Here is an 18,934-nt window from a genome sequence, read left to right as displayed (position 1 = left end):
GTAGGACCCAATCGCCTCTGCTGTCAAATATTGCGATCGCCCAATTATTAAGCATGACTCTACGGCAGGAGGCTTGCTTTTTCGCCGCGTTAGGCGAACGATGCCCGCCATGGTGATCCTGCTTGCCACGCTTTCATCCGCAGCGCAGGCTCGCCCCACTAGACGATCGACCGCCGCCAAGGCGGCTTTGCCACAGCGGCAAGAGCGTCCAACAAGGAGTGAGAGACACATATGACACGAACCGGTTTACTATTGGGGGCGACCGCCGCTTTGGCGCTATCCCCCTTTGCGGCCTTCGCCGATGGGCATCTGTCCCGCGGCGGGTCGGGGCACCTGAACATCATTTATTGGCAGGCCCCTTCGACGCTGAACCCGTATCTATCGGGCGGCACGAAAGAGGTGGAATCGGCCTCGATGATCCTGGAATCGCTGGCGCGCTTCGATGACACGGGCGAAATGGTCCCGTGGCTGGCAACCGAGATCCCGACCGTCGAAAACGGGGGCGTGTCCGAGGATCTGACCCAGATCACCTGGACCCTGCGCGAAGGCGTGTTGTGGTCGGACGGGACACCCTTTACCGCCGCGGATGCCGTGTTCACCTGGGAATATTGCACTCATCCCGAAGGCGGCTGCGCGCAGTCGAGCTATTTCGATGGCGTTGAATCCATCGTGGCGGTCGATGACCTGACGGTTCAGATCAATTTCGATGCCCCGACCCCCTTCCCCTATACCGCGCTCATGGGCTCGGAGAGCCCGATCATCCAAGCCGCGCAATTCGCCGATTGCCTGGGTGCCCGCGCGCCGGAATGCACCGACGCCAATTTCGGCCCGATCGGCACCGGCCCCTTCGTGGTCGATGAATTCCGCCCCAATGACGTGATCGAGCTGAGCGCGAATGAAAACTTCCGCAATCCCGATCAGCCGCATTTCGCGACCGTGACCTTCAAAGGCGGCGGCGATGCCACAGCGGCGGCACGCTCGGTTCTGGAAACCGGCGAGTTCGACTATGCCTGGAACCTGCAGATCGACCCGACGATCCTGGCCCAGATGGAAGCCCAGGGGAACGGCACGGTCGTGACCGCCTTCGGCACCTCGGTCGAGCGTCTGCACATGAACCAGTTCAACCCCGACCCGGCGCTTGGCGATGATCGCTCCACCGCAGCCGCGGGGGCGCATCCGTTCCTGACCAACCCGGTGATCGGCCAGGCCATGTCGATGGCCATCGACCGCGCATTGCTGGTGGAAATCGGCTATGGCGCGGGCGGTCAGCCGACCTGTAACGTACTTCCGGCGCCCGAGCTTTACGCCTCGACCGCCAATGACGCCTGCCTGACGCAAGACATTCCCGGCGCCATCGCGCTGCTGGATGAGGCGGGCATCGTCGACAGCGATGGCGACGGCATCCGCGAGTTGGATGGCGTGCCGCTACAGGTGCTCTACCAGACCTCGACCAATGCCGTCCGCCAGGACACCCAGGCGCTGGTCAAGCAATGGTGGGAAGAAATCGGCATCGGGTCCGAGCTGCGCAACATCGACGCCTCGGTCTTCTTCGGTGGCGACCCGGCCAGCCCGGATACGTTCCAGAAGTTCTATGCCGATGTGGAGATGTACACCAACAACTTCGCCGGTGTGGACCCGCAGGCCTATATGGCCAACTGGGCGTGCGACGAGATCCCTGGCCCGGACACCCAGTGGCAGGGCTCAAACATCCAGCGCTTCTGCTCGGAAGAGTATGACGCCCTGATCGATGAGATGGCGCAAACCGCCGATCTGGAAACACGCGGCGAATTGGCCCGTGCGATGAACGACATGCTCGTTCAATCCTACTCGATCATCCCGCTGGTCCACCGTGGCGGCGTGTCGGCCCATGCCAACAGCCTGGGCGGCATCCGCATGAGCGATTGGGACAGCGAGATCTGGAATATCGCCGAATGGCATCGCATCCCTGAGTGATGTGAGCTAACCCCTCGTGCCGCCCCGCTGACTGCGTGGGCGGCACCCTTTCGGGATAGTCCCCTTTATGATTTCTGAATTCTATATCGCCTATTTGGCCACCGTTGCGGTGTTTTTTGCATCGCCGCCGGGGCCGAGCCAATTGCTGATGATCTCCAACGCGCTGCGGCACGGCCTGCGCCGCTCAAGCTGGACCATGGCGGGTGATCTCAGTGCCAATGCGCTGCAAATGCTGGCCGCCGGATTTGGGCTTGCCGCGCTGATCGCCACCACTGACTGGGCGCTGGACGTGATCAAATGGGCCGGTGTCGCCTATCTGATCTGGATGGGCATCCGCACCTTCCGGGCGCCGCCCGCCACCGCGCGAACCGCCGACGCCGCGGCGCATCCACGCCGTCTGTTCCTGCAAGGGTTCCTGACATCCGCCTCGAACCCAAAGGCGGTCTTCTTCTTTGCGGCCCTGTTCCCGCAATTCATCTCTCAATCCGCGCCGATCCTGCCGCAGCTTTTGATCCTGGGGATCACCTATCTGGTGATCGATGGGGTGATCCTGCTGATCTACGGCATGACGGCGACCCGCCTCTTCGCCCGCCTCGCAACGCGCGGGCGCCTTCTCAACCGTCTTTCGGGTAGCCTGATGATCGGCGCGGCCATACTTTTGGCCCTGCGCGACGCCCGGGCCCGTTGAGGAAGCTGACCCCATGCTCACCTACACCATCCGCCGACTGATCCTTGCGATCCCGACGCTGCTGTTTATCAGCTTCGTGATCTTCCTGATCGTGAAGCTTTCGCCATCGGACCCCACGGCGGGTCTGCCGCTGACCATTCCGCCGGAGGTGCGCGAGCAGATCCGTGAGAGCCTGGGTGTGAACCAGCCGGTTCTGATCCAATATATCCGCTGGCTGCAACTGATGATGTGGAACGAGCCCCTGCATCTGATCGAGGGCTGGACCGGCTGGGAGGTCGGGCCCGAAGGCCCCCGCATCATCAGCTATCAGACCCGCAGCCCGGTCATGGACCTGATCATGCAGCGGATGCCCCAGACCCTTTGGGTGGTCGGCACGTCCTATATCGTCGGTATCCTGATCGCCCTGCCGCTGGGTATCATCTCGGCCTACAAGCAATATTCGATCTTCGATCAGCTCGGCACCTTCATCTCGATGCTGGGCTTCTCGGTGCCGACCTTCTTCACCGGCGTGCTTTTCATCGTGATCTTCGCGGTCAATCTGGGCTGGTTCCCGTCGGTCTATGACACGACACACCAAGTCACGGATTGGGACAGTTTCGTGGTCCAGTTCCGACAGATGATCATGCCGGTCATGGTGCTGGGCCTGTTCAATGCCAGCCAGATCAGCCGCTACATGCGCGCCTCGATGCTGGACAACCTCAACCAGGATTACGTTCGCACGGCGCGGGCGAAGGGCCTGGGCGAAAGCACGGTTGTGCTGGTCCATGTGCTGCGCAACTCGATGATCCCGGTGGTGACTGTGATCGCGCTGAATGTACCCGCCGTCTTCGGCGGTGCGATCATCACCGAGCAGGTGTTTAAGGTGAACGGCATCGGCCAACTTCTGATCATCGCGATCCAGGCCGGTGACGTGCCCGTCGTGCAAACGGTCAGCTTCATCTTCGCGGTTCTGATCGTGCTGTTTAACCTTCTGGCCGACATTCTCTACGGCATTCTTGATCCGAGGATCCGCTATGACTGATGCGCCTGCGCCTGCCCCCGCCCCGACGGTGTCGCGCCTGGTCAATGAACGCCCGCCGCGCAACCAATGGTTCGATGTCTGGGACCAGTTCCGCACCCATAAGGGCGCGCTGTTTGGCCTGGGTTTTTTCGTCTTCGCGCTGGCTTTCGTCTATCTGGGGCCGCTGTTCTGGACCCTCGACAGCCAGTTCATCGATATCCGCGCGCGGAATTCAGGGCATATGCTGGCCTGCCTGGGCGTTGGCGGCGGCTGGTTCTCGGCCGAGGGCTGGGCCACCTGGTTCCGTGAGATGCCCGCCTGTTTCGCCAATCCCGAAGAGTTCAGCCGCGCCAATCCGATCTACGGGCTGAAGCTGAGCTGGGCGCATCCGCTTGGCGCCGATCAGTTGGGCCGCGATATGCTGGCCCGCCTGATGTATGGCGGCCAAACCTCAATCGCGGTGGGGCTGACCGCGATGCTGCTGGCGCTGTTTTTCGGCACACTGGTGGGCGTGGTCGCAGGCTATTTCAAATCGCTCGACGGCATATTGATGCGCCTGACCGATCTGTTTCTGGCGATGCCCCTTCTGCCGCTGCTGCTGGTGATCATCATGCTGTTCCGCGACGATCTGCGGAACGCCTTCGGGCCCGAGGGCGGGATCTTCGTACTGATCGTCGTGGTGATCGGCCTGACCTCTTGGATGCAGACCGCGCGCGTTGTGCGTGGCGATGTGCTGGCCCTGAAAGAGCGGGAATTTGTGCTGGCCGCAACCTCCATCGGGACCTCGTCCACCGCGATGATCACGCGCCACATCTTGCCCAATGTGATGTCGGCGATCATGGTTTCGGCGACGCTGGGGATCGCCAATGCGATCATCACCGAAAGTGCTTTGTCCTTCCTGGGCCTGGGCTTTCCGTCGGATTTCCCCACCTGGGGCCGTATCCTGTTTGACGGCACCGATTGGCTCAGTTCCAACCCCGAGCGTGTGATCTGGCCGGGCCTGTTCATCTCGCTGACGGTGTTGAGCGTGAACTATATCGGCGATGGTCTGCGCGACGCACTCGACCCCCGGATCCGGGGCCGCTAGGGGCGCAGCGACCGCGCGAAGATCCGGGCCAAATGCTTGCGGGCGGCGAGATAGCCGTCCCAATCGAAGCCGCCGCTTTTCATCCCGTCGAGCCCCGCCAACATCACCCGCGCGGTGCGCTCGGCGCTGCCCGCCACGGCGGCTGGATCAATCCTGCCCGTCTGCACCCCGGCCTCCAGCCATTTGGCATAGACCTGGACCAGCTTGGCGTGACCCTCGCGCAGGATCTCGGCAGTCACGGCATGTTTGATCGCCATCATCTCTTCGAAATGGGGGCTGCGCATCAGACCCTCGCCCGCATCACCCAATTGCGCCGCAAAGGCCGCGCTCAGCGCACGGGCGGGATCGTCTTCGCGCGCCAGGGCCTCTGCCGCGGCCTGGGCCGAGGCCTCGAAATAGGCGGCCATCATGGCGCCGAAAATGTCGTCTTTGTTCTTGAAATGCAGGTAGAGCGCCGCGCGGCTCATCCCGGCGCGTTCAGCGATATCCTGCATCGAGGCGCGCCGATGCCCGAAAGACACGAAGGTCTGATATCCCGCCTCAAGGATCGCCGCCGCCTTCGGATCGGGCTGCGCCGCCTTAATCCGCGCGATAAGGCTGGTGGGGTCGGGCTCGGTCATGGATCCGGCGTGACGCTTTCCGTCCACTTTGTCAAACCCGGCCCTAGAGCAGACTGCCCTGTTCCGGCGGCGGTTGCGGCGGGGATTTCTTGCGCGGCACGGGTTTCGGGGCGGCGCCCGTGGGCGTTACCGCAAGGCGGCCATCGGCGAATTCAACCTCCAGCGCGGCATGACCCGCCGCCTCTGCCTTACGGGTCAGCACCTGGTCGGCGCCGCGCACAACCGCATAGCCCCGCTCCAGCGTTTCCTTGTAGCCCAAGGTCTGCCGCAGCTTGTCCAGCGCCTCCAACCGGTCGCGCCGCGCTTTGGTGGCTTGCTGCGAATTGGCCTGAAACCTGGTGGTCAACGAGGCGAGTTGTTCGGCCATTTGACCCGTCCGCGCGTGCAGCCGCGCCGGATCGAGCCGCGTGCTGAGCCCCGATAGATCCCGTCGGCCCTGCCGGATTACACTCTGCAGACGTGCGGGCGTCAGACCCGCGGCGCCCTGGCCCAGGGTCAGCCGCTTCTGCGCCACCGCCCGCTCCAAGGCCGGGTCGAGCCGCGCGGCCAGACGGTCCAGCCGGGCGCGCGCATCGGAGGTCCGCTGCCGCAAGGCCGGCGTGAGGCGCAGAGCCGCCAGGTCCAGCCGTTGCCGCGCGCTGTCCATCAGCGCCTCGGGCCGTGGCAGCGCGCGCGACAGATCCGACAGGCGTTGCCTGCGCGTCGTCAAGCCCCCGGTGATCGCACGGGTCAGGGTGCCGTCCTGCTGGCGCACCCAATTCATCAGGTCGAGCCGCACCGGCACCGCCTTTTCCGCCGCCCCCGTGGGCGTCGGCGCACGCAGATCGGCGGCATGGTCGATCAGCGTCGTGTCGGTTTCGTGCCCCACGGCGGAAATCAGCGGGATGTCACTTTCGGCGGCGGCGCGCACGACGCTTTCCTCGTTGAACCCCCATAGATCCTCAAGGCTGCCCCCGCCCCGCGCCACGATCAGAAGATCGGGCCGCGGCAAGGCACCGCCCGGGGTCAAGGCGTTGAAGCCCCGGATCGCGTTCGAGACTTCGGGCGCACAGCGCTCGCCCTGGACGGCAACGGGCCAGATCAGCACCTTGCGCGGGAACCGGTCGCGCAGCCGGTGCAGGATATCGCGGATCACCGCCCCCGAAGGCGAGGTGACAACGCCGATGACCTCGGGCAGAAACGGCAGCTTTTTCTTGCGCTCGGCGTCAAACAGCCCTTCGGCCTGCAAAGCCGCGCGCCGCTTTTCCAACATCGCCATCAGCGCACCGACGCCCGCGGGCCGGATGTCGTCGATCACAAGCTGATATTTCGATTGGCCGGGGAAGGTCGTGATCCGGCCCGATGCGATGACCTCCATCCCCTCTTCCGGGCGATGCGTCATCCGCGCCGCGACACCTTTCCAGATCACACCGGCCAGGACACTGCGGTCGTCTTTCAGATCCAGATAGATATGGCCCGAGCGTGGCAGGGACAGCCGCCCAATCTCGCCGCGCACACGGACATGGGCGAAGTTGGATTCCACCGTGCGCTTCACCGCGCCCGACAATTCCGAGACGGTGAATTCCGGCGCGTTGCCGCCCGTCTCGGGCCCGTCGTCGATCAGATCATCCATCAATCTCCGCATCCTCCACATCCGCCGCCGCCATCATCGCCACCGCCATCGCCATCGCTGGTGTCATGATGGTCATCTCGGCGGCTCCGTCGCCCGCCCCCGTGACCATCCATATCGAACCAGACATCGCTCTCGATCTCGCCACGCCGACGCCGCCGCGGGCGGGCTGCCCCATCGGCCACCCGTTGCAGCACAAAGCCCGCGATCACCAGAAAGGCGAAGACACCCCATGGCAAGTCCGGCTCCAGAATATAGAGCAACAGCGCCGCGGCCAGTGCAATTGTCACGATCCAATGGGATTGGATCACCACGCCCTCCGGTGTCCTCTCACGGTGATGGTCCCGCCCCCAGATCTCTGCCGGTGGCTCGGCCCCGAACTCCGCCTCGTATAGCGCCTTGGTGGCCGCAAACTGATCGCGGTAACGCGGCATTTCCTCGTCGCCCGCGCAGGGCTGGTGATGGACCTGTTTGCCGATGACATTGGGACACAAATCCTCCCAATAATCCCGCGTGAAGGTCAGGTGCATATGCCAGGCCGCATCGACCATCTGGCTGGGTGTGACCTGTCGGTCGCTGATCTGGGTGAGGTATAGAAACCGGCGATATTCCTCGATCACATCGGCGGTCAGATCGGCATCCCATCCTTCCGCCCGCGCAAGCTTCACCGAATAGGGCGCGCTGCCCGGCCCATCGAAGACATACGCCTTGAGCCGCGCCCAAAGCTCCGGATCTCGCATATTGTGCACCCCTGCGCTGCTCGTTATGCCTGCCCCGACGATAGCAGGGAGGGACGCCCGTTGAACATCCTTATCCTCGGCGCCGGGGGCCGTGAACATAGCTTGGCCTGGGCCGTTTTGCAGAACCCGAAATGTGACCGCCTGATCGTGGCGCCGGGCAATGCGGGCATCGACCAGATCGCGGAATGTGCCAGCCTAGATGTGGATAGCCCCGGCGATGTCTGCGATTTCGTGGTCGACAACGCCATCGACTTTGTAATCGTTGGCCCCGAAGCGCCGCTTGCCGCCGGTGTCGTGGATAAACTGGTTGATACCGGGATACTGGTCTTCGGCCCGTCCCAGGCCGCTGCCCAGCTTGAGGCCTCGAAAGCCTTCACCAAAGAGGTCTGCGATGCCGCTGGCGCGCCGACCGCCGCCTGGGCCCGGTTCATCGATGCCAATGATGCGCGCAATTTCATCCTGCGTCAGGGCGCGCCGATTGTCGTGAAGGCCGATGGTTTGGCGGCGGGCAAAGGCGTGGTCGTGGCGATGGACGAGGCCACGGCGCTGGCCGCCATTGACGACATGTTTGGCGGCAGCTTCGGCGCGGCGGGCGCCGAGGTGGTGATCGAGGAATTCATGGACGGCGAAGAGGCGTCATTCTTCGTGCTCTGCGACGGCAAAGATGTGCTGCCCATCGGCACTGCGCAGGACCACAAACGCGCTTTCGATGGCGATACCGGCCCCAATACCGGTGGCATGGGCGCCTATTCCCCGGCGCCGGTCCTGACCGATACGCTACAAGAGCAGGTCCTGGACGAAATCATCCGCCCCACCATCGCCGAGATGGCACGCCGCGGCACGCCGTTTTCCGGCGTGCTCTATGCCGGGCTGATGATCGCGCATGGCCGAGCGCGGCTGGTGGAGTACAATGTGCGGTTCGGCGATCCGGAATGTCAGGTGCTGATGATGCGGCTGGGCGGCCAGGTGCTGGACCTGCTGCTGGCCTGTGCCGAGGGGCGATTGGCGGATGCGCAGGTGAATTGGGCCGACGACCACGCGATGACAATCGTCATGGCCGCCAAGGGCTATCCCGGCGCTTACGAGAAAGGCAGCGTGATCGGCGGGCTGGATGCCCGCCCGGCCACATCGCAGCAGATGGTGTTCCATGCCGGCACCGCTTTGACAGACGGTAAGATTACCGCTGCCGGGGGGCGCGTGCTGAACGTGACGGCCCGCGGCGCCTCCCTGCAAGAGGCGCGCGACAATGCCTATGCGATGGTCGAAGACGTCGACTGGCCCGAGGGATTCTGCCGCTCGGATATCGGTTGGCGGGCCCTGTCCTAGGGGTTCGGTCGAACGCTGCGCTTACGGCACTGGCCTCACGCCCCAGCTGAACCGATCCCGCCAGGCGCCGCATTGGAAACCCACGTTTCCGGGAGGGATGTCGTGAGAAATCTGCCTGCCTAGCCCAGCCATTTCGCATAATCAGAGACCAGCAGATGCGTGGGCGCCACATCCTCTTCGATCTCGGCGAAGCGCCCAATGGGCTCGCGGAACCAATTGTCGGTCTCGTCGTCATTCACTGTCGAGACCTCGCCGATCAGCACATCGCCCCCCTCGCCCCAAAAGGCATGCCAATCGCCCGGCATCAGCGTCACGCTTTCGCCGGGGGCAAGCTGCAAGACCTCGCCCGCCGCAAAATCGCGTGCGATCCCGTCGCACATGACACGACCCCCCGCCTCCGGGTCAAATGCGCCGTCCGGATCCGAGCCGAACAGCTCGATGGCCAGAGTGGCACCGCCGCGGTTGATGATGTCCTCGGCCTTCAGATAATGCCGATGCATTGGGCTGAGCTGATCTTGCTTTGAGATCAGCAGCTTCTCGGCATAGCACATGCCGCCGCCGCGTTGCAGATCCGCCAGACGCCCATTACGCAGCGTGAACAGGAACAGCCCCATCTCGGCATAGCGCCCGGCGCCATAATCGGTGATGTCCCAGCCTAGGCGCCCATCGATCACCGCCTGGGCGCGTTCTGCATTGGCGCGCATCTCATCCGGCGTCCACTGCGCAAAGGGCGGCAGGACGAACCCGAACGAAGCCATGAAGGCCTCCGCCTCCGCCATGATGTCGTTGATCTCCGAGCGTTTCATCGCCGCCTCCACATCTCTCCGCGCGCACCCTGCTCCGAACCGGAACGCCAAGACAAGGGCAGATCCGCCGAAACCGGCCGAAACTGACCCTTGTGCCGGGCCTCACACCCACGGCACCCCTCTGGCCGATGCGCTGGCGGGCGCCCGAGCCGAAGGCGGCGCAATCCCTTGTCGCGCCGCGCCGCACAACCGGTTAAGCTGCCGACGCATCCGTGTTCTCAACCCCCGAGCGCTCCATGGAAGACACCCTCGTACAGGCCTCCATCTATCTGGGCGCCATGCTGATCGCCGTTCCCATTTCGGTGCGGTTCGGCCTGGGCTCGGTCCTGGGCTATTTGCTGGCGGGCGTCGCCATCGGCCCGGTCCTGGGCCTTGTCGGGTCAGAGACCGAGGATTTGCAGCATTACGCGGAATTCGGCGTTGTCCTGATGCTGTTCCTCATAGGGCTGGAACTTGACCCGCGCACGCTCTGGGGTATGCGCAAGCGCCTGCTGGGTCTGGGCGGCAGCCAGGTGGCGCTTTCCATCGGCGTGCTCTGTGCGGGCGCGATGATGCTGGGCCTGTCCTGGCAGCTTGCGCTCGCCATCGGCACAACCCTGGCCCTGTCCTCCACCGCGATTGTGCTGACCACGCTCAATGAAAAGGGCCTGATGCGCACCGAAGGCGGGCGCAGCGCCTTTTCGGTCCTGCTGACCCAGGACATCGCCGTCATCCCCGCTTTGGCCCTTCTGCCGCTTCTGGCGACGGGGGCTGCGATGCGGATCAATGGCGATGGTTCAATCTCGCGCGGCGCGGAGGATGACCACCATATCGTTTCGCTGGTCGAAGGCCTGCCCGCTTGGGGCGTCACGCTGGTGACCCTGGGCGCGGTCGCCTTCGTCATCCTGGCCGGGCGCTATATCTGCCCGCTTCTGTTCCGGGTCATCCACATGACCCGCCTGCGCGAGCTTTATACCGTCACCGCCTTGGCCATCGTCGTGGGCATCGCGGTGCTGATGATTTTGGTCGGCCTGTCGCCCGCTTTGGGCGCGTTCGTCGCGGGCGTTGTCTTGGCCAATTCGGAATTCCGGCACGAGCTTGAGGCCGATATCGAGCCCTTCAAGGGCCTGCTCCTGGGGCTGTTTTTCATCACCGTCGGCGCTGGGATCCAATTCTCGACCCTGTTCGGCCAACCCTTCACCATCCTCGGGCTCACCTTAGGGGTCATGCTGCTCAAGGGCCTGATCTTGCTGATCCTGGCCGTGATTTTCCGCATGCGCGGCGGGGATCGCTGGCTCTTTACACTCGGCCTGGCCCAAGCGGGTGAATTTGGCTTCGTGTTGGTGGCCTTCGGGGTTCAACAGGCGGTGTTTCCGGCCAATGTCGCCGAAATCCTGCTGCTGGTCGTGGCCCTGTCGATGCTGCTGACCCCGCTGAGCTTCATCCTCTATGAGAAGATTTCGGCCCGCCTGGCCGATCCCGGCGAAGACACCCCCGATGCCGATCACATCGATGAAGAGGCCCCCGTCATCATCGCAGGCATCGGGCGGTTCGGGCAGGTCGTCAACCGTATGGTCCAGGCGTCGGGGTTCAAGACCGTGGTGCTCGATGCGAATCTCGAAACCATCCAATTGATGCGCCGCTTTGGATTCAAAGGCTTTTTCGGCGACCCGACGCGGCCCGAATTGCTCAAGGCCGCCGGGATCGACCGCGCCAAGGTTCTGGTCGTTGCGGTGGATGACAAGCAATCGGCCCTCACACTGGTGCGCTATGCCCGCCGCCTGCGCGACGATCTGTCGATTGTCGCCCGCGCCCATGATCGCCTGCATGTCTACGAGCTTTACGAGGCGGGCGCCGACCATATCGTGCGCGAGATGTTCGATTCCAGCCTGCGCGCCGGACGCTACGTGCTCGAAGATATGGGGCTGAGCGATTACGAAGCCCATGAGCTTGAAATCGCGTTCTACCGCCATGACCGCCAGACGCTGCGTGCCCTGGCCGAGGTCTGGACACCCGGCGTGCCCGTGACCGACAATCCCGAATACATGTCCCGCGTGCGCGAGATGAATGCCAATCTGGAAACCGCCTTGGTCAGCCAGTTGGACGAGATGGCCGAGGAAGAGCCCGGTAAAGGCGGCCAGGGCCATGCCCGCGGCGATGTCGGCGCCCTGACCGGAACCCGGGGCATCCCGCCCCGCCGCCCCGGTGGCACGGAACGGGGTTAGCCGTCGCTGACGCCCGCCTCAGTGAAGCTCGCCATGCCGGAATGGCAGGCCAGCGCACCGCGCAGGATCTGGATCGCCAGCGCCGCGCCCGACCCTTCACCCAGCCGCATGTCCAGGGCCAGGATCGGGTCCTTGCCCAGATGCGCCAACAGCGCGCCATGGGCCTGTTCGGCAGAGCCATGGCCCGCCACCGCATGGTCCAACCCGCCCGGATCGACCTTGTGGATCACAGCGGCGGCGGCGGTGCAGATGAACCCGTCCAGGATCACAGGCAGGCCCAGGCAGCGCGCCCGCGCCATGGCCCCGGCCATCGCGGCGATCTCGCGCCCGCCGAGCGCAGCCAAGGCAACCAGCGGGTCACTTTTGGCTTCGGGATTGGAGGAGATCCCCGCCTCGACCACACGCGTCTTCACCTCCAGCCCCGCATCGTCCACACCGGTTCCCCGGCCCGTCCAGTCCGACGCGGCGCCGCCAAACAGTGCATAGGCCAAAGCCGCCGCCGACGTTGTATTGCCAATGCCCATTTCGCCGACAACCAGCAGATCCGCGGCCAGATCGACCGCCTCCCATCCCACGGCGAAGGCCGACAGGCACTCGGCCTCGGACATGGCCGGGCCTTGGGTGAAATCCGCTGTCGGGCGGTCCAACTCGATCGGATGCACCGACATCTTGGCCTCCGCCAGATCCGACAATTGGTTGATCGCTGCCCCGCCCGCCGCGAAATTGGCCACCATCTGCACCGTCACCTCGGGCGGAAAGGCACTGACGCCCTGCGCGCAGACGCCGTGATTGCCCGCAAAGACAAGCACTTGCGGCGCCTTGATCCGGGGGCGGGCATCGCCGCGCCAGGCCGCATACCAGATCGCCAGCTCTTCCAGCCGCCCCAACGCGCCAGGCGGCTTGGTCAGCACCGCATTGCGTGCCTCCGCCGCCGCGCGCGCCTCGGGTGCCGGATGGGGCGCTGCGGCCAAAGCTGCTCGGATCGCCTCGAAACTCTGGGGGGCCTCAGACATGATTTGCTCCCTTGCCTGCCTGTCTTGCATCGTGTTTAGCGGATCGTGCCGCCGTCGCACTGCGGCAGAAAGGCCCGTTTGATGTCCGATCCCGACAGCCCGTTTCCGCAGCCCAAAGACCTGATCCGCGCGGTCCACCTGCTGACGCGTGTGCCGCTGCCCGGCGGCGATGGGGCGCGCGCGGCGGCATCGGCCTGGGCCTGGCCCTTGGTGGGTGCGGGATTGGCAGTGGCGCAGATCTGTGTAGGTCTGGGCGCTCTGGCGCTAAACATCCCGGTGATTGCGGCGGCGGGTCTTGCCGTGGCCGTCGGCATCATCCTCATTGGCGCCCTGCACGAAGATGGCTTCGCCGATTGCGCCGACGGCTTTTGGGGCGGGCACACGGTTGAGCGGCGCCTTGATATCCTGAAGGACAGCCGGATCGGCGCCTATGGCGTTGTCGCCCTGATCCTGGCCATCGGCCTGCGGTGGAGCCTATTCGTGGCGCTTTTGCCAGTGGCTCCGCTGGCCCTGATCGCCTCGGCCATGCTCAGCCGCGCGGCGATGGCCACGTTGATGGCTGCCCTGCCCTTCGCGCGAGCGGACGGGCTAGCCTCCCATGTCGGGCGGCCACCTATTTGGGCGGCGCTGGTTGGGGGTGGATTGGCCGGGATCGCAGCGATCGTGCTGACGGGCGCGGCTGGCATAGCGGCCGCATTGGCGGTGATCGGTACAATGCTGGCCATGGGCGCGCTTGCCCGCGCAAAAATCGGCGGGCAAACGGGCGATGTTTTGGGTGCGACGCAGGTGATGGGCGATCTTGCCGCCCTGCTGACCCTCGCCGCTATGCTGGCCTAGCCGATCAGCAAGGCGCAACTTGGTAGAGCGGCTGGCCACGGTTGTCGTAGCCCTGCAGATAGGCGCATTGACCGGTCTGCGTGTTCCGCGCGACCTGCGTCCCGATCGCGGCACCGGCAACGGTTGCAGCCACGGTCCAAGCCGGGTTGGCGTCAAAGGCCGACGCGGTCAGCAGGCCTGCACCGGCACCCCCCAGAAGGCCGAGGTTCGAGCGATCCTGGGGCGACAGCGGCTGGCAAGCGGCGGTTGCAACGGCAGCTGTCAGCAAAAGCGGAGCAACAAAAGTCTTCATAAGGGGTCTTCCTTCTAGGTTCAGTACAAACAAAACAGCCCAAGCGGGGGATAGTTCCACCCTCGTTTCCCTCGGACTCTGGTAGCACATAAAAAAACCTGCCGCGAGGCCGCGACAGGTTAGGTTTTCCGTAACGGATATCTAAGCGCTATTTCGCCATTTTATCAGCGGAAGCCGGCCCGATCACCCGATCTCAGGCGGCGCGCTTGGTCAAAACTTCGCCAACATGGGCGGCGGCACCGGCCTCATCAATGCCTTTCACGGCGGCCAATTCGCGAGTCAAACGCTCCAACGCGGCTTCATAAAGCTGACGTTCGGAATAACTTTGCTCGCGTTGATCATCGGCGCGGTGCAGGTCGCGTACCACTTCGGCGATCGAGATCAAATCACCGGAATTGATCTTCTGCTCATATTCCTGGGCACGGCGCGACCACATGGCCCGCTTCACGCGTGCCTTGCCCTTCAGGGTGTCGAGCGCCTTGGACACAACGGTCGGATCCGACAAGGCGCGCATGCCCACCTCGGTGGCTTTCGCGGTCGGTACACGCAACGTCATCTTGTCTTTCTCGAAGGAGATCACGAATAGCTCCAACGACAGCCCCGCAATCTCCTGCTCTTCGATGGACACGATTTTGCCGACGCCATGGGCGGGGTAGACAACGTAATCATCAGGGCCGAATTCTTGCGATTTCCGGGCTTTGGTCATGTAATCTTCCTTTTATTAGTGGCCCGCTCGCGGTAGGTCATAAGCGTCAAAAACGCCTCCGGAAAGCGGCGAGCTTTCCGTGGGCGCTTGGGGTCACCGCATGGGGAACGGACAGGTATAGGTCCCGCGGGTTGGGCGGACAATCATTTTACATCTGAAATATATAACACAAAAAGCGCCCGTTTGGAAGTTTTCCGCTACGCAGCGTTAACAAATCCCTTAAAAGTCTAAGGGTTTCCATGGGTCAGCGATGCTCACCCTTCGGCAGAGCAGCATAAAATCGGCTGCGAAACTCAGCCGCCCTCGCCAGGTGATTCGGAGAACATCTCCATCTTACCCTCTTTCCCGTCCATCTCGTCGGCGGTGGGCAGCGGGTCTTTCTTAGTGATGATCACCGGCCAAAGTTCGGAATATTTCCGGTTGAACTCCACCCATTTCTCCATGTCCGGCTCGGTATCGGGCCGGATCGCGTCGGCGGGGCATTCGGGTTCGCACACGCCGCAATCGATGCATTCGTCGGGATGGATCACCAGCATATTCTCCCCCTCGTAGAAACAATCCACGGGGCAGACTTCGACACAATCTGTGTATTTGCAGGCGATGCAGGCATCGTTGACGATATAGGTCATGGGCGGGCGGGTCCTGTAAACTCACATTTAAGCCGGAGGTAAGTCAGCAAGACGGGGGATGCAAGGCGACGACATGTCCGTGTCACGGCTTTGTCACTCGGACCCATCGCCGTCACGGAACGACGTCATATCCCGACGGTCTTTTTTGGTGGGTCGCGGACCGACACGGGCAGGCGCGGGTTCGGATGGTGGCGTCAGATCGGCATAGAGCGTCTGGGCCTCTGCCGCCGGGCCGCGTCGCTTGGCCAGCGATTCGATCCGCACCACACGAATCTGTCGGCCCTGCGGAAAGGTCAGCACATCGCCCGGCCCGATCTGCGCCGCAGGTTTGGTGACGCGTTCGGCATTCACCCGCACATGGCCATCGCTGACCTGCCGCGCCGCAAGGCTGCGGGTCTTGAAGAATCGCGCCTGCCACAACCAGCGATCGACGCGATCCTTCTGCGCGTCCTCGCTCAGGTCTTGTCCTTCAGCGCCGCCAGAACGGCGAAGGGATTATCGGGATCGACCTTGTCGGATTTCTGCGGTTTCGAGCTGTAGGTCTTGGGCTTGGTGTCGCGCGGCGGACGCTTGCCGCCCTTGCGATCCCCTTTTGGACCGCCTTTGCCCTGGGGTTTACCGCGTTTGCCTTGGGGCGCCCCATCGGACCGGCCACGTTGATCGCCATCGGCCCGCCGCGGGCGCGCATGGCCACGACCGCGCGGCGCCCAGGTGAAGGTATAAAAGACCTCCATCTCGGGCGTGGCTTCCGCCGTCTCGGTGCCGGGCAGTTCCACAGGCGTCTCGACCGGTGTTTCGGTCGGCATGTCAGCCGGCGCTTCCGCCGGAGGCTCCGCGGGCGTTTCCACGGGCGCCTCATCGGGCAACTCGGTCGGGGTCGGATCCGGCGTGTCGGCGCCGTCCGCGCCCGCCTGGGTCTCGGCCTCGACGGGGGGCTCACTTGCAGCTTCGGGTGCCGCCGGTTCCGGCTGCGGTGCCTTCACCTTCACCCGTTCACCCTTCTCACCCTTATAGCCCAGGCCACCCATCAGATCGGCGAATTGCTCCAAAGTCAGGCCGCTGATCGACAGCATATCAGGGTTCGCCTCGAACCCACCACGGCTATCCTCATTGCGCAGCAGATCGGCCAGACGCTCCAGCATATCGATGCGGATCGCACGGCTGCCCGCGCTTTTGTAGCCCGCCATCGTATCGTGACCCGCTGGCGCACCGGGATCGACCGGGATCGTCACCAGACCGGGCGGCGGGCTGTCGGGGAAGGCCTGCAAGCCCTTCGCCAAGCCCCACAGAACCAGACGCAGCCGTGTGGGCGCGGGTTTCAACAGAACCGGCAGGAAGATCGTGTATTGCCCGAACCGGACGCCATGTTTGCGCAGCAGCGCGCGGGCATCCTGATCCAGCGCCTTGATATCCTCAGCGATCTCGCCGCGCGGCACAATGCCGAACCCTTCCAGCAGACGGAACGCCACGCCACGGGCCAGGCCGGTGATCGCCTCGTCGCGCGACATCGCCAGCAGCGGCTCGAACTGCGCGGCGATCCGACGGTCGATGAAATGCTGCAACCGGCGCTGCACCTTCTGCACCACCTCGGCGCCCGCCTCGTCATCGACAAAGGCCTCAGCCACGGGCCGCAACGCCTCGTCGCCCGCGACCAGCTTGCCAACCGCGCTGTCGCCCCACATCAGCCCGCCCTGCTCGGTCAGGTCGAACTCGGTATCGGGCGCATTGTACATGCGGTCGGCGCGCAGGTGAAATTCCGGTCGCAACGCCGCCAGCGCCGCCTGGCGCAGCGTCTTGGCCTCATCGGCATTGGCCGTCTCATCCTGGCGGAAGCGAAATCCTTCGATCCGGCCAAGCATCTGGCCTTCCACGCTGACTTCACCCTGGTCGTTTACTTCAGCCACAAGGCTCTCCCTCTGTTTCAACCGGCGAAGCAGAACGCTGGTCCGCCGGTCGACAAATCTTTGCGTCAGGCCCTCGTGCAAGGCATCCGACAGACGGTCTTCTACGGCACGGGTCGCGCCGCGCCAATGGCTTTCGTCATCAAGCCATCCGCGGCGCTGCGCGACATAGGTCCAGGTGCGGATATAAGCGAGCCGTTTGCTCAGCGTGTCGATATCACCCTCGGGCCGGTCGATCCGTTTGACCTGACGCGCCAGCCAATCATCGGGCACGCGGCCGGTTTCGTGCAGGAATTCAAAGATGCGGCCCAGAAGGTCCGCATGTTCGGCATGGGAAATCCCCCGAAAATCCGGGATATTGCACACATCCCACAGCAACCGCACGGCACGGCCATCCCCCAAACGCGCTGCAATCTCGGGCTGCGCGACAAGCGCTTTCAGGGCCTGGACATCATCCGCGTCACGCGCGCGTGTGAGCCATTCATCGTCGGTCCGCTCCTCCAGACTGGCAATCAAACGCTCCGGGGATCCGAAATCGAGCGCGGAATTCCGCCACATCAGCTTGCCCACCGGCACAAACCGATGCTCGCAGATCGCCTCGGCCACCGGATCGGGCAAAGGCGGCGCCTCACCGGTCACGCCGAAACTGCCATCATTGGTGTGTCGCCCGGCACGGCCCGCGATCTGCGCCAGCTCATTCGGCCACAGATCGCGCATCTTGCGCCCGTCGAATTTGCGCAGGCCCGAAAACGCCACATGTTTGATATCGAGGTTCAGGCCCATCCCGATGGCATCTGTCGCCACCAGCACATCCACATCGCCGTTCTGATAAAGCTCCACCTGCGCGTTGCGCGTGCGCGGACTGAGCGCCCCCATCACCACCGCCGCGCCACCCTTCTGCCGGCGCAGCAACTCGGCCATGGCATAGAGGTTCTCAACCGAAAACCCCACAATCGCGGATCGCGAGGGCATCCGGCTTATCTTTTTCGAACCTGCATACACAAGCTGTGAAAAACGCTCGCGCTGGATGAATTCAGCCTCCGGCACCAGGGCCGCGATGGCATTGCGCATCGTGCTGGCACCCAGAAACAGCGTCTCATGCAGGCCGCGTGCGTGCAGCAAACGGTTGGTGAAGACATGGCCCCGTTCGGGATCGGCGCATAGCTGGATTTCGTCGATCGCCACGAAATCGGCGCCGTTGCCCAGCGGCATCGCCTCGACCGTACAGACCCAATATTGCGTCCGCTCCGGCACGATCCGTTCTTCGCCGGTGACCAGCGCCACAACCGACGGCCCCCGCAAGGCGACAATCTTATCGTAGACCTCGCGCGCCAACAGGCGCAGGGGCAGACCGATCACGCCGGTCCGATGGCCCAGCATCCGTTCGATCGCATAATGGGTTTTGCCGGTATTGGTGGGGCCCAGCACCGCCGCGATTCGTTTCATAGACCGTTGCCCCTATCGTCCAGGCCACAATGGGCGGCCTGCACAGTGTCATTGACGCCAAGGTGCGGTCACACTTG

Annotated in this window: 17 protein-coding genes; 7 read left to right on the top strand and 10 right to left on the bottom strand. The window is 64.0% G+C overall.

Annotated features, from left to right (window positions below):
* Nucleotides 1-231: 231 nt before the first annotated feature.
* The 4 genes from V8J82_RS12730 (at nt 232) to V8J82_RS12715 (ending at nt 4,728) form a co-directional block, all read left to right on the top strand.
* Nucleotides 232-1,953: a peptide ABC transporter substrate-binding protein gene (locus V8J82_RS12730; RefSeq protein WP_339975722.1), complete on the top strand. Its 1,722-nt coding sequence runs from the start codon at nt 232-234 to the stop codon at nt 1,951-1,953.
* 67 nt (nt 1,954-2,020) lie between these two features.
* Nucleotides 2,021-2,641: a LysE family translocator gene (locus V8J82_RS12725; protein WP_339975721.1), complete on the top strand. Its 621-nt coding sequence runs from the start codon at nt 2,021-2,023 to the stop codon at nt 2,639-2,641.
* Between the two features lie 13 nt (nt 2,642-2,654).
* Nucleotides 2,655-3,662, top strand: coding sequence for an ABC transporter permease (locus V8J82_RS12720; RefSeq protein ID WP_339975719.1), 1,008 nt, complete (start codon nt 2,655-2,657; stop codon nt 3,660-3,662).
* Nucleotides 3,655-4,728: an ABC transporter permease gene (locus tag V8J82_RS12715; protein ID WP_339975717.1), complete on the top strand. Its 1,074-nt coding sequence runs from the start codon at nt 3,655-3,657 to the stop codon at nt 4,726-4,728. Before V8J82_RS12720 ends, V8J82_RS12715 begins: the two co-directional genes overlap by 8 nt.
* On the opposite strand, the gene V8J82_RS12710 is transcribed toward V8J82_RS12715, so the two are convergent.
* The 3 genes from V8J82_RS12710 to V8J82_RS12700 are packed head-to-tail and all read right to left on the bottom strand — an operon-like array spanning nt 4,725 to nt 7,697.
* Complete coding sequence (locus V8J82_RS12710) at nt 4,725-5,348, bottom strand: TetR/AcrR family transcriptional regulator (RefSeq protein WP_339975716.1); 624 nt, start codon at nt 5,346-5,348, stop codon at nt 4,725-4,727. The genes V8J82_RS12715 and V8J82_RS12710 overlap by 4 nt on opposite strands.
* Before the next feature lie 43 nt (nt 5,349-5,391).
* Nucleotides 5,392-6,960 carry an exodeoxyribonuclease VII large subunit gene (xseA, locus tag V8J82_RS12705; protein ID WP_339975715.1) on the bottom strand — a complete coding sequence of 523 codons (1,569 nt, stop codon included), beginning with the start codon at nt 6,958-6,960 and terminating at the stop codon, nt 5,392-5,394.
* Complete coding sequence (locus V8J82_RS12700) at nt 6,960-7,697, bottom strand: glycine-rich domain-containing protein (RefSeq protein ID WP_339975714.1); 738 nt, start codon at nt 7,695-7,697, stop codon at nt 6,960-6,962. The genes xseA and V8J82_RS12700 overlap by 1 nt, the downstream gene beginning before the upstream one ends.
* A 60-nt stretch (nt 7,698-7,757) precedes the next feature.
* On the opposite strand from V8J82_RS12700, the gene purD reads away from it, so the two are divergent.
* Nucleotides 7,758-9,023, top strand: a complete 1,266-nt coding sequence (purD, locus tag V8J82_RS12695) for a phosphoribosylamine--glycine ligase (RefSeq protein ID WP_339975713.1) — start codon at nt 7,758-7,760, stop codon at nt 9,021-9,023.
* 119 nt (nt 9,024-9,142) lie between these two features.
* On the opposite strand, the gene V8J82_RS12690 is transcribed toward purD, so the two are convergent.
* Nucleotides 9,143-9,829, bottom strand: coding sequence for a D-lyxose/D-mannose family sugar isomerase (locus V8J82_RS12690; protein WP_339975712.1), 687 nt, complete (start codon nt 9,827-9,829; stop codon nt 9,143-9,145).
* Between the two features lie 236 nt (nt 9,830-10,065).
* On the opposite strand from V8J82_RS12690, the gene V8J82_RS12685 reads away from it, so the two are divergent.
* A complete protein-coding gene (locus tag V8J82_RS12685; protein ID WP_339975711.1) occupies nt 10,066-12,033 on the top strand; it encodes a monovalent cation:proton antiporter-2 (CPA2) family protein in 1,968 nt (655 codons plus the stop codon).
* Here the strand turns inward: V8J82_RS12685 and cobT are convergent.
* Nucleotides 12,030-13,046 (bottom strand): nicotinate-nucleotide--dimethylbenzimidazole phosphoribosyltransferase, encoded by a 1,017-nt coding sequence (cobT, locus tag V8J82_RS12680; protein WP_339975710.1) that lies wholly within the window; start codon nt 13,044-13,046, stop codon nt 12,030-12,032. The two genes, V8J82_RS12685 and cobT, sit on opposite strands and share 4 nt — an antisense overlap.
* Nucleotides 13,047-13,127: 81 nt before the next feature.
* Here cobT and V8J82_RS12675 point away from each other — a divergent pair, with 81 nt between their 5' ends.
* Nucleotides 13,128-13,883 carry an adenosylcobinamide-GDP ribazoletransferase gene (locus tag V8J82_RS12675; RefSeq protein WP_339975709.1) on the top strand — a complete coding sequence of 252 codons (756 nt, stop codon included), beginning with the start codon at nt 13,128-13,130 and terminating at the stop codon, nt 13,881-13,883.
* A 4-nt stretch (nt 13,884-13,887) separates the two neighbouring features.
* Here the strand turns inward: V8J82_RS12675 and V8J82_RS12670 are convergent, their stop codons facing one another.
* From V8J82_RS12670 to V8J82_RS12650, 5 genes are all read right to left on the bottom strand, one after another.
* Nucleotides 13,888-14,175, bottom strand: a complete 288-nt coding sequence (locus V8J82_RS12670; RefSeq protein WP_339975708.1) for a glycine zipper 2TM domain-containing protein — start codon at nt 14,173-14,175, stop codon at nt 13,888-13,890.
* A 193-nt stretch (nt 14,176-14,368) separates the two neighbouring features.
* Nucleotides 14,369-14,881 carry a CarD family transcriptional regulator gene (locus V8J82_RS12665; RefSeq protein ID WP_339975707.1) on the bottom strand — a complete coding sequence of 171 codons (513 nt, stop codon included), beginning with the start codon at nt 14,879-14,881 and terminating at the stop codon, nt 14,369-14,371.
* 293 nt (nt 14,882-15,174) lie between these two features.
* Complete coding sequence (gene fdxA, locus V8J82_RS12660; RefSeq protein ID WP_339975706.1) at nt 15,175-15,510, bottom strand: ferredoxin FdxA; 336 nt, start codon at nt 15,508-15,510, stop codon at nt 15,175-15,177.
* 93 nt (nt 15,511-15,603) lie between these two features.
* Nucleotides 15,604-15,969: an RNA-binding S4 domain-containing protein gene (locus V8J82_RS12655; protein ID WP_339976043.1), complete on the bottom strand. Its 366-nt coding sequence runs from the start codon at nt 15,967-15,969 to the stop codon at nt 15,604-15,606.
* Nucleotides 15,966-18,857 carry a helicase-related protein gene (locus V8J82_RS12650; protein ID WP_339975705.1) on the bottom strand — a complete coding sequence of 964 codons (2,892 nt, stop codon included), beginning with the start codon at nt 18,855-18,857 and terminating at the stop codon, nt 15,966-15,968. The genes V8J82_RS12655 and V8J82_RS12650 overlap by 4 nt, the downstream gene beginning before the upstream one ends.
* Nucleotides 18,858-18,934: the final 77 nt, after the last annotated feature.

It is taken from the genome of Gymnodinialimonas mytili (assembly GCF_037544085.1).
GTDB classification, from domain to species: Bacteria; Pseudomonadota; Alphaproteobacteria; order Rhodobacterales; family Rhodobacteraceae; genus Gymnodinialimonas; species Gymnodinialimonas mytili.
This window is presented reverse-complemented; position numbering and strand designations above follow the sequence as displayed.